This window comes from Phocaeicola massiliensis B84634 = Timone 84634 = DSM 17679 = JCM 13223, assembly GCF_000382445.1.
In the GTDB taxonomy this organism is placed as follows: Bacteria; Bacteroidota; Bacteroidia; order Bacteroidales; family Bacteroidaceae; genus Phocaeicola; species Phocaeicola massiliensis.
Window position 1 is genome coordinate 1,572,721 of the sequence record NZ_KB905472.1, and the last position, 12,163, is coordinate 1,584,883.

Genomic DNA, 12,163 nt, shown 5'->3' on the forward strand with positions numbered 1-12,163 from the left:
TCCTTTATTTTACACCAATACTTTTACGATTACTTTTTTCACGCCATCCGGTGTGACCCCCGGAGCATGCGCGTCTTGAGGAAAGAAGATTACAAACATTTCCGGCTTTACAGGAATGTAGCTTTCAGCCAGCCCATGGTAAAAAGAAATATCTTTATCAGCATTATATTCAGCCTCAGGCAGATCCTCACGAGGAGTATATCCCATCACTTCTACTCCTGACAAAGGTATCTGTATATCAATAAAACGATTATGCGTTTCTAATTTAGCTTCTTCTTTAGTCTTGGGGTTGGTCTGCGAAAAGTTAACCACCAGGTCATCACCCTGCAGTTTTATTTTTCCCAATTCCTGAGCATTCAGATCGGTTGTCTTCAAAAACTTGATTGCCTCTGCAAACAATGGATTTAATGAAGCATACTTTTCCAGATTTTCAAATTTATCTACTACCATAATTTTATATTTAAATGGTTAATGTTACTTTCTATTATTCAAAGTCATCAATAGTGAAGTTTGTGAAATCGGCAAAACGCTTCAATTGCTTGAAGACGTCCTCCACCTTATCCATCAAATCAGGTGTCATGAAGAAGTCATCAGGTACCATGTAAGTGCAAGTAAACTCCTTACATTTTAAATAATCTATATATTCAAAATCTTTAGGAAATCCTTTTGGAGCTGTTTTCAAATGTGTTTCGCCAATAATGGGGAAATAACGCTTAAATGCAGGATCTTCTACAATAGCTCTATACTCCTCTATATTGTCATATACCGCCTGTCTGACGGCTTTCAGTACTTTAGAATCAAGACAAAGGCTTCCTCCCGCAAGCATGCTGTTTCCATTTTCCAAATGAAGATAATAGCCACAATGGTCCGACTTCTTGCCATGGGCATTGATATAGCCACCGAAATGTATTTTATAAGGAGTCTTATCTGCCGAAAAACGAGTATCTCGATAAATACGATAAGTACAGTCCTTGGCTTCTATACCACGGACACTATCATCAAATAAAGAGATTCGTGCAATAACAGCTGTCAATAATTGTTCAAATTCAGCCTGTGCTCTCAAATACTCTTCTTTATGCACCTGAAACCACTCACGGTTGTTGTTTGCAGCCAGTTCCTTTAAAAATTGAAAGATAATAGATATATCCATGTTCTATTTGTCACACGTTTACTTGACAAATATACAATATATATTTGTAACGAACTAGAAAAAAACGAAGTATTTATCTTTTTCCTACTATCTTCAAGAACTCATTATGCAACTTTCCATTGGTTGCAAGTACCTCATGACCATTATAGAAATTCTCTCCGCCACTGTAATCAGTCACTTTACCGCCTGCATTCATCAAAATTATTGAGCCGGCAGCAATATCCCATGGACCAAGGAACCCTTCTATACGGGCTTCAAAGCGCCCGGCTGCCACATAGCACAATTCAGCAGCCGCAGCTCCCTGTAGACGAAGACCGCCTACATTGCCATAAAGTTTATGCACTATATGCTCGGCAAGTGGCTTATAGGATTGAAAATTGTAAGGAAATCCTAACGCAACGAAAGCCTCATCCATGTCCGCTACATCCGACACATGAATTTCCCTACCGTTCAGATAAGACGGCGAACCTTTGTATGTCCAATAAAGTTCATTACGACACACTTCATATACCACTCCCACCAGCAATTCTTCGCGGTTTCTCAAAGCAATGCTGATACAGTAAGGTGCATTATTATGGATAAAGTTGGTGGTTCCGTCCAACGGATCTACCAACCAGCAATACTCTTCGTCAGTCAGACTGCCTGAACCTTCTTCGGCAATGAAGCCTGCTTCAGGCACCAGTTCGCGCAATTGCGCTACAATTCTGTGTTCCGATTCCTTGTCCACATAAGACACATAATCATGAGCATTTTTCTTTTCCACTCTGCCACGGTCGAAACTACTACGCTCATTACGAAGAAAAGCACCCCCTTGGAGTGCTATTTCACGTACTTTTTTGGTAATTTGTTCTAAGTCTAACATATCCTTATTTTTGAGAGGCATCCAATGTACCAAATTTATATACGCCTTTACGGATAATCTTTCCGTCTTTATCCGTTTCGACAAAAGCACCATGCTTCTTTCCCTGTTTGAAGAATCCGTCAAAACGTACACCGTTTTTATCCACCAGCACACCTTTGCCATCTTCTTTCCCTTTAGAGAAATGACCCTTATAGCAACTTCCGTCTTTCATTTGAAGGACTCCTTCACCGTCGGCCATATTGTTCTTCCAGTCACCTTCATACTCATCACCGTTGGCCCAAACATAATGACCTTTGCCATTACGCTGGTTATTAACCCATTGGCCATCATACACTGCTCCGTTTGCCCAAGTAAATGTACCTGTTCCGTGTTGCTCCCCATCTTTAAATGTGCCGACATACTTATCACCGTTTTTATGATAATAAATACCCTCGCCTGTACGCTCACCATCTACATAATCACCTTCATAACGATCTCCGCTATGGAAATAATAAATGCCTTTGCCATCCTGCACATCTGCTTTCCAATCGCCTACGTATTTATCGCCATTTACATATACAAAGGTACCTTTTCCGTCACGCATATCATCCTTCCATTGCCCTTCGTATTTTGATTTGTCGGGCCATACCATCGTACCTTCACCGTTTTTCTTATCATTCTTCCACTCACCCACGTATTGCGCACCGGCTTTCCACGTATAGGAACCTTTACCGCTGCGCTGGTCTTGAAACCAATTGCCTACATAGATGTCGCCATTATAATAATACATAGTACCCTCACCTTGCTGGTAATCGGTGTACCACATACCTTCATAACGATTGTTGTTCATAAAATAGAAAGTACCGTTGCCATGCTGCTGGTCCTGATACCACTGCCCCACATATTTCTCTCCGTCGTGAAACGTATAGGTTCCGTCACCTTCGCGTTTTCCTTTTACATACTGACCTTCATAAATGTCTCCATTCTTGAAGACTGTCTTTCCTTTTCCGTTAGGTTTGCGGCCCTTCAGTTCTCCTGTATACTCGCTTCCATCCTTAAAAGAATAGTTGCCTATCTTTATTTGAGCGGTAGCCATTGTGCTGACCGAAGCCAAAATCAATAATATATATGCGTATTTCTTCATTGGTTCGTTTCTAAATAATAGATAAGATAGTCAAAGATACTACTTTCTGCTTTCAGCGTTGCAAGTTATTACACTTTTTTACCCGCAACGACCTCTATTAAGTTTTCTTTGCAGAAATAAGTCTGTGCCAATCTCTGTATTTCCTCTCTCGTGATTCCACGGATAGCATCCAACGAACGGATAAAAAACTTATCGTCCAATCCTGCCGTTTCAATATAAATCCATGCATCCGACAGGGAGAATGGACCTTCATATGAACGGCATAAATCGCCCAACATATAGTTCTTCACCATTTCTAGTTCCTCTTGCGGCACCGGCTCATTGCAAAGTTTATCCATTTCGCGATAAACTTCGGTGATAATGGGATTAATGTATTCATTCGCCGCTTCAGTACTGATAATTAAAATCCCCGAATCAGGATAAGATACAATCCCCGCTCCAATACCGTAAGTATATCCTTTTTCTTCACGGATATTGGACATCAGCCGACTACCGAAGTAACCTCCAAACAAAGTCACCATCACTCTCGCCTTCAAAAAATCGGGATGATGACGTTCCATCACAAAACTTCCCATTTTGAGGGAGCTTTGCAGAGCATCTTCACGTTCGACAAAGAGGTGTTTCTCAGAAGTAGTTCGGGGTACAACTGCCTGCATCACAGGTTTATCTTTCACCTCTCCCCATGCCTCATTACCCAAATTCTCTTCAACGCTCCGAATGATATCGGGAGTGACTTTTCCCGATATATAAACTGAGCAATTACCCGAATGGTAGTACTTCCGGTAAAAATCGTGCAATACTTCAGGGGTGATACGATCGTAATCTTCAGCCACCGCATAACGTCCGAAAGGATGTTCGGCACCGAACAAGGCACGATTCAATTGTTTACGTGCAATCATTTCCACACGCGTACTATTGACTAAAAACTGCTGTTTATTGGTATCCGCAACCACCGAAAGCTCCTTTATAGGGAAAAGTGGCGTTTTCACCATTTCAGCAATGACAGACAAAGTGCGGGAGAAATACTTATTTAATGAGTAAAGTGTAATAAAACCATAATTCACCGATGAAGAAAGTTCCAACCAAGCCCCATAATAATCCAGTTTCTCGGCAATCTGCGCCGAAGTCATGCTTCCTGCCCCTTCACGTAGCATACGATTGGTGAACATCGCTTGTAAAGGCTGTTCCTGATGCCATTGTCCACCACCGATCAATAGGTCAAAACGGACAACATCTTCTGTTCCGGCATTAATAATATTCAGCGGCATACCATTCTTCATCACTCTCCGTTCAGGAAGTGAGATACTGAATTCACTTAGCTGGCGGATAGCCGGTGGGGTTGTTCTGTCTAAAGTCATGCGTTCTTTGCCTCCTGCTGATTTAAGAATTCTTCTGCACGTGCCAAATCCTGAGGAGTATCGATACCTATTGTTTCCACTTCACTGATACCGACCTTAATTGTATAACCATTCTCCAACCAACGGAGCTGTTCCAACGATTCGGCCAATTCCAGTGAAGATTGTGGAAGAGCAGTAATTTCCTTCAGCGCATCAGCACGATAAGCGTAGAGACCGATATGCTTGTAATAAGTATGTCCTGCCAGCCAATCCTGCTTTCCGGCATTACGCTGATAAGGGATAATAGAGCGACTGAAATACAATGCGTTCATATTCTTGTTAACTACCACCTTGGGAGAATTTACATTCTCCAACGCTGCAAAGCCATCTTCGGGAGTGAAAGGTTTCACTAAAGTAGCAATTTGCGTGGAGGCATCATCAAAACAAGACTTGACAGCCTCCAGTTGCGAATGCCGGATAAAAGGTTCGTCCCCCTGAATATTGACAATGACATCATAACCCTGTCCCACCTTGGTAAAAGCCTCATAACAACGGTCAGTGCCACTCTTATGGTCGATGGAAGTCATCACAACCTTACCTCCGAACGCCTTTACAACAGCTTCTATACGTTCATCATCTGTAGCCACATAAGCCTCATCCAAAACACCGGCCACTTGTTCATAAACTCTTTGAATCACAGGTTTGCCTCCCAAAAGGGCTAAAGGTTTAGCCGGGAAACGCGTGGAGGCGTATCTTGCAGGAATAATTCCGATAAATTTCATGGTTCTATTTCTTTTATATAATCACGCAAAAGTACAAAAACATTTCTTACTTTTGCAGCATAAATGCAATAAATGTTATGAACGAACACCACTGTTTGCTTTGTATGGGCTCTAACACAAACCGTTTCACACAGCTTTCGGATGCACGAAAAGTTCTGAGTGAAGCCTTCCCCGACATTCATTTCGGCGAACTTATGGAAACACAAGCTATCGGAAGCGGATTCCATTCTCCTTTCAGCAATCAGTTGGCAAGATTCACCACCACTCTGTCATCCGAGTCCGTCCACAACCTGTTCAAGGAACTGGAACGACACAGCGGACGCCTTCCCGGAGATAAGGCACAAGGAATAGTAAAACTGGATATTGACCTGCTGACCTTTGACAACAAGGTACTGAAGCCGGAAGATATGAAGAGAGAATACATTCGCCGCGGAATATCTCTCCTCTGATTTCACCTTTCCTACCATTGGCAACTCTTCTTCACTCTTGCTATAACATATCTAAGGTTATTCAAATTTAGGCACGTTTTAAATTCATAATGAATTAATCGGAACATTTGCTTGTTTATTATCATTAATATCAGTAGCTTAGCACTCTATTGCTAACCTGATTTTAATTATCTAAAAAGAAAAGTTATGAAATTCTTTATTGACACAGCCAATTTGGAGCAAATCCGCGAGGCAAACGCATTGGGCGTATTGGATGGCGTGACTACAAATCCATCTTTAATGGCTAAAGAAGGCATTAAAGGAGTTGAAAACCAACATAAGCATTACATCGAGATATGTAATATCGTGGACGGGGATGTCAGTGCCGAAGTGATTGCCACCGACTATGAAGAAATGATTCGTGAGGGCGAAGAACTTGCCGCCCTCAACCCACACATCGTAGTAAAGGTGCCTTGTATTGAAAACGGTATCAAGGCCATCAAGTATTTCAGCAACAAAGGCATCCGCACCAACTGCACGCTGGTGTTCTCCGCAGGGCAGGCACTGCTGGCTGCAAAGGCGGGAGCAACCTATGTGTCTCCGTTTGTGGGCAGACTGGATGACATTTGTAGCGACGGTGTGGGGCTGGTTGCCCAGATTGTCGATTTATATCAGACGTATGATTACACAACACAGGTCCTGGCCGCTTCCATCCGCAACACTTTGCACATATTGCAATGTGCTGAAGTGGGCGCAGATGTAGTAACTTGTCCTCTGTCTGCTATCAAAGGATTACTGACCCATCCACTGACAGATATCGGACTAGAAAAGTTTCTTGCCGACTATCGAAAAGTGAACGGATGATTTTTTGATTATTTCATCCATTTGTATATTCGGGCGACCAAACGTCGCCCCTACAAAATATTCCTATTTGAACTTAAGATAACCGATGCGGGTACATTTAACTCCTCTGCTTTCATAATGTGACAGCACTTTGGCCGACTTAATATATAATGTATCCCTTTGATTAATCTTCTTGGTATAACAATTCAATGTATCCGGTGTCAGACTAGGTGCTGCTGCTTTTATAACAAAGGAAAAACGATTGCCGTCCGCATCTGCCGCCAACACACTTTGATCCACATAATAGTCATGAGTCTTGTAGCTATCCAACTGCAATCTTACCCCCAGTACCTCCAAGTGCAAATCGACCAGCTTCTCTCCTTTTCCGCCTATGAAACGGCTTCCGCCGGACAAATGATGTTTTCTAATCACAGTATCATAATGCACCACCGCAAAGTCTTTGGCAATCACAGCCAGCTTCTTATCGCGAGGATTTCGGGCTTCAAATTTATGAGCCAGCCATAACACATAATTAGGGTCGACATAATACACCTCGGCCAACCGTTTGCCTCTGTATTTACCGAAAGCCACAATATCTTCGGAAGAGCCGTAATAAGGCTCAAAGAAACTGTTATCTTTTACCTTCAGCATGATATTACAATTCTGCAAATACAAAAATGCACGTTCGGCAGCATCATCGAAAGTGACAGCCAGAGTGCGTACAAACAAAGGAGAATGGCTATTATCAGGAAAGATGCGCCACAAAGCATAATAAGAACGGTAGGGAGTAGAAACGCTAATCGCATAATATCCTGTGTCTTCCCTGCGTCCCTTATTAAAATGGTCTATTTTCTGAAAGACTTTCTCAGCCATTACATTGGTTATCTGATACAGAGTTATATTTTTATCCATCACCTCCTCCTTTCATATTCAACTAAAGTTTTCCTTTTCGTAAATATAGGAATTTATGGGGACTTTCCAAAAAAAACTCGTTTTTTCTCTTTAAAACCAATCTTTAGCTATGCGTTGCAAAGAAGAAAATAATAAAAACACCCACATCACCTGCAGACACAATAAAAGCCCGCAGAATTATCACATCCACACGGGCTTTACTTTATAATTTCCAAAGTCTTAAAGGCAAAGGAAGAAGTTTTGTCACTTATTCAAAAATAGCATCCAAGCCGGTATTGTCTTCGCTGCTCGAAGAGTTATCCATCAGCGTATCCTTACAAGGATCAAAGTCTTCGGGTATATTGAAACGTTCTTCCTGTGAATATCCCAAACTTTTATCCTTATATACTTTCTGCATATAGAGTCCCCATACCGGCAGCGCCATGGCAGCCCCCTGACCGTTGACCATCGTGTCAAAATGAATGTCGCGGTCTTCACCGCCCACCCATACACCGGAAACCAGTGAAGGCGTAAAGCCCATAAACCAACCGTCGGAGTTATTGTTGGTAGTACCCGTCTTACCTCCCATATCAGCAGTAATGCCGTACAAACGGCGAACGCGTCCACCCGTACCTTCATTGATAACCGCACGTAGCATTACCAACATCTTATATGCACTCGATTCACTGATAACTTCATCCATCTGAGGAGTAAAGTTGGCAAGTACATTTCCCTCGTTATCCTCTATCCGAGTGACAAACAACGGTGCAGTGCGGATTCCTCTGTTGGCAAACGCAGTGTAGGCACTGACCATCTCGCCTACCGATATTTCGCAAGGACCGAGACTCAATGACACCACCGGATCTATTTGCTTATTCAATACACCAAACGAATGAATCAAACGAACCAACTGATAAGGATTCAACTTACTCATCAGATATGCCGTTACCCAATTATCGGAATTGGCCAACCCCCATTTGATTGTCACCATTTCACCATAACGTTTCTTGTTGGCATTGCGCGGAGTCCAGGGACGTCCGTTTTCATCTATTAACGTTTGTTCCACATGGCGCACCTCGTCACAAGGAGAAAAACCATTTTCCATCGCCAGCGTATATAGATAAGGTTTGATGGTAGACCCCACCTGGCGGCGTCCTGTCATAGCCATATCATACTGAAAATAATTATAATTAGGTCCTCCCACGTATGCTTTTACATATCCGGTTGTGGGATCCATCGACATGAATCCGGCACGCAGAAAATGCTTGTAATACCTGATAGAGTCCATCGGTGTCATAATAGTATCTTTCTCTCCCTCGTATGAGAATACAGACATCTCATACTTCGTATCAAACGCCTTACGGATTTCAGCTTCCGAATATCCGGCTTCTTTCATAATACGATAACGGTCGGTTTGCTTCATGGCTCTGGTCATGATAGTATTTACCTCTTCCTGAGTCAGATTCCTAGTGAACGGAGCTGTTTTCTTCTTCGACTTTTCTTTGAAGAAACGCGGTTGCAGATATTTAGCTACGTGCTCACTCACAGCTTCTTCGGCATAGCGCTGCATACGTGAGTCGAGTGTGGTGTAAATCTTCAGTCCGTCTGTATATATATTATAGTTCGTACCATCTTTCTTCTTATTCTTGGCACACCAACCAAACAGCGGATTATTTTTCCACGCCAAAGAATCTTCATAATATTTCTGCATCTGCCAGCCGCGATATTCACTCTTCTTCGGCTCCTTGGCTGTCATTACGCCACGCAGATATTCACGGAAGTAAGTTGCCAAACCTTCCTTGTGGTCCACACGACGATACTTCAACACCAACGGTAACTTCTTCAGCGAATCCGCCTCAGCATCACTTAGATAACCGGTTTTTCGCATCTGATCAAGCACCACATTACGACGTCCACGGGAACGCTCGTTAAAACGTTTCGGGTTATATAGCGAAGGATTTTTGCACATACCCACCAGCGTTGCCGCCTCTTCCGTTTTCAGGTCTTTCGGTTCCTTAGAGAAATAAGTGTTTGCTGCCGTCTTGATTCCCACAGCATTATTAAGGAAATCAAACTTATTGAGATACATGGTCAGGATTTCTTCCTTGGTGTAATAACGCTCCAGTTGCACAGCAATTACCCACTCGATAGGTTTCTGCAACAGACGTTCCATCACATTGTCTGCTGTAGGAGAATAGAACTGCTTGGCCAGCTGCTGCGTGATGGTACTACCACCTCCCGCATTTTTCTGCATCAAAATACCGCGTTTCACCAATGCGCGGATAAACGCACGTGCATCAATTCCTGAGTGTTCTGAAAAACGTTCATCCTCGGTAGCAATCAAGGCATGAATCAAGTTAGGTGACAACTGGTCGTATCCCACAAAAACACGGTTTTCCTTACTGATTGACCAAGTGCCCAGCATTTTGCCATCATCGGATATAATCTCGGTTGCAAACTTCAAGTTCGGATTCTCCAACTCCTCGATAGGAGGAACATAACCAATCCACCCCTTGGCTATCGCGGTAAAAATGAAGGCTATAGCTAATATTACACAGGCTACCAACGCCCAAAGTACATAAATAAACTTCTTCCTCATGTCTGTTTCTAGTAATTATCACTGCAAAAGTAAGGAAAAACTTTGAGATAGAAGGCGTTTCTAACAAAGTTCAACTAAATATCTTTAGAAGCTTCGTCATTTTATTTTTTTTTCATACCTTTACGCTCCGTATAATTGTAATTATAAATACAAATAGGTATGGAAAATAGAAGTTTAGTCACTATTGCCGAACACTCCAAAGAGAAAATTCTCTATTTGTTGGAAATGGCAAAAGAGTTTGAGAAGAAACCTAACCGTAAATTATTGGACAACAAGGTGGTAGCCACTCTTTTTTTCGAGCCATCCACCCGAACGCGACTCAGTTTTGAAACAGCAGCCAACCGCTTGGGAGCACGGGTTATCGGATTCACCGACCCCAAAGTTACCAGTTCTTCAAAAGGCGAAACATTAAAAGACACAATTATGATGGTGAGCAACTATGCCGACATTATCGTAATGAGACATTATCTGGAAGGAGCTGCGCGCTATGCCAGCGAAGTTGCCCCGGTGCCTATTGTAAATGCAGGAGACGGAGCCAACCAGCATCCTTCACAAACCATGCTAGACCTCTATTCCATATACAAAACACAAGGCACTCTCGAAAATCTGAATATCTATTTGGTAGGCGACCTGAAATACGGACGAACCGTTCACTCCCTGTTGATGGCCATGCGCCATTTCAACCCGACTTTTCACTTTATCGCTCCCGAAGAGCTGAAAATGCCCGAGGAGTATAAGCTATATTGCCGCGAACACGGTATTAAATATAAGGAATATACAGACTTCAACGAAGATACTATTGCCGAAGCCGACATTCTGTATATGACACGTGTGCAACGCGAACGCTTCACCGATTTGATGGAGTATGAACGCGTGAAAGACGTATATATATTAAGGAATGAAATGTTGAGACACACCCGCCCCAACCTGCGCATTCTTCACCCGCTGCCCCGAGTAAACGAAATCGCATACGATGTGGACGAAAATCCAAAAGCATACTATTTCCAGCAGGCACAAAACGGACTGTATGCACGCCAGGCCATCCTTTGCGATGTATTGGGCATTACACTGGATGATGTAATTGAAGATGGTAATAAGTAAAAACGAAAAGACTATGAGCGAAAAGAACAAACAAGAATTACAAGTTGCCGCTTTAAAGAACGGAACTGTTATAGACCATATACCTTCCGACAAACTGTTTACTGTAGTTGCATTGCTCGGATTACAGAATTCTGACTCAAACATTACTATCGGAAACAACTTCGAGAGCAAGAAATTGGGTAAGAAAGGTATCATCAAGGTAGCCGACCGTTTCTTTACGGATGAAGAGATCAGCCGCCTGTCGGTAGTTGCCCCCAACGTGAAACTTAATATTATCCGTGACTATGAAGTAGTGGAAAAGAAACAGGTACTGATGCCCGAAGAGTTACGCGGCATCGTGAAATGCGCCAACCCCAAATGTATCACCAATAATGAACCGATGGCAACCCTGTTTCACGTCATCGACAAGGAACACGGTATTTTGAAATGCCACTATTGCGAAAAAGAACAAAGCAAAGAAGCAATTAAGTTATTATGAAACAAGACTGGAAACCGGGAACCATGATTTATCCGCTGCCGGCTGTTCTGGTGAGTTGCGGAAGTACGGAAGAAGAATATAATATCATCACAGTGGCGTGGGCAGGTACAATATGTACCAACCCACCCATGTGTTATATATCCGTACGCCCCGAACGTCACTCTTATCCCATTCTGAAACGCAATATGGAGTTTGTCATCAACCTCACTACCAGGGATATGGCTTTTGCTACCGATTGGTGCGGTGTGCGCTCCGGAAGAGATTATAATAAGTTTCAAGAAATGAAACTAACCCCCGGAAAGGCAAAAATGGTAAGTGCACCCATCATTGAAGAATCTCCACTATGCATCGAGTGCCGTGTGAAGGAAATCATTTCACTGGGTTCACACGATATGTTCATTGCCGATGTAGTGAACGTAAAAGCGGATGACAAATATCTGAATAAAGAAACAGGAAAGTTCGAACTGGCCGGGAGCAACCCATTGGTATATGTACACGGCGGATATTTTGATTTGGGTACCAAGATCGGTAAATTTGGCTGGTCAGTAGAAAAAAAAAAAAAAAGAATA

General features: G+C 42.6%; 12 protein-coding genes and 1 pseudogene. 5 read left to right on the top strand and 8 right to left on the bottom strand.

Features of this window, described 5'->3' with window-relative positions; genetic code table 11:
* Positions 1 to 9: 9 nt before the first annotated feature.
* The 6 genes from HMPREF1534_RS12355 to kdsB all read right to left on the bottom strand — a co-directional run bounded on the left by HMPREF1534_RS12355 (position 10) and on the right by kdsB (position 5,254).
* Positions 10 to 450 carry a YhcH/YjgK/YiaL family protein gene (locus HMPREF1534_RS12355; RefSeq protein ID WP_005938800.1) on the bottom strand — a complete coding sequence of 147 codons (441 nt, stop codon included), beginning with the start codon at positions 448 to 450 and terminating at the stop codon, positions 10 to 12.
* A gap of 34 nt (positions 451 to 484) precedes the next feature.
* The gene (locus HMPREF1534_RS12350) at positions 485 to 1,150 is read right to left on the bottom strand and encodes a DUF2461 domain-containing protein (protein ID WP_005938802.1); all 666 of its coding nucleotides are present in this window, start codon (positions 1,148 to 1,150) and stop codon (positions 485 to 487) included.
* Between the two features lie 73 nt (positions 1,151 to 1,223).
* The gene (locus HMPREF1534_RS12345) at positions 1,224 to 2,012 is read right to left on the bottom strand and encodes an inositol monophosphatase family protein (protein WP_025066847.1); all 789 of its coding nucleotides are present in this window, start codon (positions 2,010 to 2,012) and stop codon (positions 1,224 to 1,226) included.
* Positions 2,013 to 2,016: 4 nt separating this feature from the next.
* Positions 2,017 to 3,135, bottom strand: a complete 1,119-nt coding sequence (locus HMPREF1534_RS12340) for an MORN repeat-containing protein (protein ID WP_005938808.1) — start codon at positions 3,133 to 3,135, stop codon at positions 2,017 to 2,019.
* A 68-nt stretch (positions 3,136 to 3,203) separates the two neighbouring features.
* Positions 3,204 to 4,493, bottom strand: coding sequence for a M16 family metallopeptidase (locus HMPREF1534_RS12335; RefSeq protein WP_005938811.1), 1,290 nt, complete (start codon positions 4,491 to 4,493; stop codon positions 3,204 to 3,206).
* On the bottom strand, positions 4,490 to 5,254 hold the full coding sequence (gene kdsB, locus HMPREF1534_RS12330; RefSeq protein ID WP_005938814.1) for a 3-deoxy-manno-octulosonate cytidylyltransferase: 765 nt from the start codon (positions 5,252 to 5,254) through the stop codon (positions 4,490 to 4,492). Before kdsB ends, HMPREF1534_RS12335 begins: the two co-directional genes overlap by 4 nt.
* A 77-nt stretch (positions 5,255 to 5,331) precedes the next feature.
* On the opposite strand from kdsB, the gene HMPREF1534_RS12325 reads away from it, so the two are divergent.
* Together HMPREF1534_RS12325 and fsa are read left to right on the top strand one after the other, a co-directional pair.
* Positions 5,332 to 5,703 (top strand): 2-amino-4-hydroxy-6-hydroxymethyldihydropteridine diphosphokinase, encoded by a 372-nt coding sequence (locus tag HMPREF1534_RS12325; RefSeq protein ID WP_005938817.1) that lies wholly within the window; start codon positions 5,332 to 5,334, stop codon positions 5,701 to 5,703.
* A 186-nt stretch (positions 5,704 to 5,889) separates the two neighbouring features.
* A complete protein-coding gene (gene fsa / locus HMPREF1534_RS12320; RefSeq protein ID WP_005938820.1) occupies positions 5,890 to 6,546 on the top strand; it encodes a fructose-6-phosphate aldolase in 657 nt (218 codons plus the stop codon).
* Positions 6,547 to 6,609: 63 nt separating this feature from the next.
* On the opposite strand, the gene HMPREF1534_RS12315 is transcribed toward fsa, so the two are convergent.
* Both HMPREF1534_RS12315 and HMPREF1534_RS12310 read right to left on the bottom strand, forming a co-directional pair.
* Positions 6,610 to 7,437, bottom strand: a complete 828-nt coding sequence (locus tag HMPREF1534_RS12315) for an exodeoxyribonuclease X C-terminal domain-containing protein (RefSeq protein ID WP_005938823.1) — start codon at positions 7,435 to 7,437, stop codon at positions 6,610 to 6,612.
* A gap of 247 nt (positions 7,438 to 7,684) precedes the next feature.
* Positions 7,685 to 10,015, bottom strand: a complete 2,331-nt coding sequence (locus HMPREF1534_RS12310) for a transglycosylase domain-containing protein (protein ID WP_005938826.1) — start codon at positions 10,013 to 10,015, stop codon at positions 7,685 to 7,687.
* Positions 10,016 to 10,174: 159 nt separating this feature from the next.
* Between HMPREF1534_RS12310 and pyrB the strand changes: the two genes are divergently transcribed.
* From pyrB to HMPREF1534_RS12295, 3 genes and pseudogenes are all read left to right on the top strand, one after another.
* The gene (pyrB, locus tag HMPREF1534_RS12305) at positions 10,175 to 11,116 is read left to right on the top strand and encodes an aspartate carbamoyltransferase (protein WP_005938830.1); all 942 of its coding nucleotides are present in this window, start codon (positions 10,175 to 10,177) and stop codon (positions 11,114 to 11,116) included.
* Positions 11,117 to 11,129: 13 nt separating this feature from the next.
* Positions 11,130 to 11,594 carry an aspartate carbamoyltransferase regulatory subunit gene (gene pyrI, locus HMPREF1534_RS12300; RefSeq protein ID WP_005938833.1) on the top strand — a complete coding sequence of 155 codons (465 nt, stop codon included), beginning with the start codon at positions 11,130 to 11,132 and terminating at the stop codon, positions 11,592 to 11,594.
* Positions 11,591 to 12,157 (top strand): annotated as a pseudogene (locus HMPREF1534_RS12295) (flavin reductase family protein); the annotation flags it as partial. The gene pyrI and the pseudogene HMPREF1534_RS12295, both read left to right, overlap by 4 nt.
* Between the last annotated feature and the right edge of the window lie 6 nt (positions 12,158 to 12,163).

What these genes read in the sequence shown, in the direction of transcription:
- HMPREF1534_RS12355 (WP_005938800.1), bottom strand. Translation starts at nt 450, where the DNA reads ATGGTAGTAGATAAATTTGAAAATCTGGAAAAGTATGCTTCATTAAAT.
- HMPREF1534_RS12350 (WP_005938802.1), bottom strand. Translation starts at nt 1,150, where the DNA reads ATGGATATATCTATTATCTTTCAATTTTTAAAGGAACTGGCTGCAAAC.
- HMPREF1534_RS12345 (WP_025066847.1), bottom strand. Translation starts at nt 2,012, where the DNA reads ATGTTAGACTTAGAACAAATTACCAAAAAAGTACGTGAAATAGCACTC.
- HMPREF1534_RS12340 (WP_005938808.1), bottom strand. Translation starts at nt 3,135, where the DNA reads ATGAAGAAATACGCATATATATTATTGATTTTGGCTTCGGTCAGCACA.
- HMPREF1534_RS12335 (WP_005938811.1), bottom strand. Translation starts at nt 4,493, where the DNA reads ATGACTTTAGACAGAACAACCCCACCGGCTATCCGCCAGCTAAGTGAA.
- kdsB (WP_005938814.1), bottom strand. Translation starts at nt 5,254, where the DNA reads ATGAAATTTATCGGAATTATTCCTGCAAGATACGCCTCCACGCGTTTC.
- HMPREF1534_RS12325 (WP_005938817.1), top strand. Translation starts at nt 5,332, where the DNA reads ATGAACGAACACCACTGTTTGCTTTGTATGGGCTCTAACACAAACCGT.
- fsa (WP_005938820.1), top strand. Translation starts at nt 5,890, where the DNA reads ATGAAATTCTTTATTGACACAGCCAATTTGGAGCAAATCCGCGAGGCA.
- HMPREF1534_RS12315 (WP_005938823.1), bottom strand. Translation starts at nt 7,437, where the DNA reads ATGGATAAAAATATAACTCTGTATCAGATAACCAATGTAATGGCTGAG.
- HMPREF1534_RS12310 (WP_005938826.1), bottom strand. Translation starts at nt 10,015, where the DNA reads ATGAGGAAGAAGTTTATTTATGTACTTTGGGCGTTGGTAGCCTGTGTA.
- pyrB (WP_005938830.1), top strand. Translation starts at nt 10,175, where the DNA reads ATGGAAAATAGAAGTTTAGTCACTATTGCCGAACACTCCAAAGAGAAA.
- pyrI (WP_005938833.1), top strand. Translation starts at nt 11,130, where the DNA reads ATGAGCGAAAAGAACAAACAAGAATTACAAGTTGCCGCTTTAAAGAAC.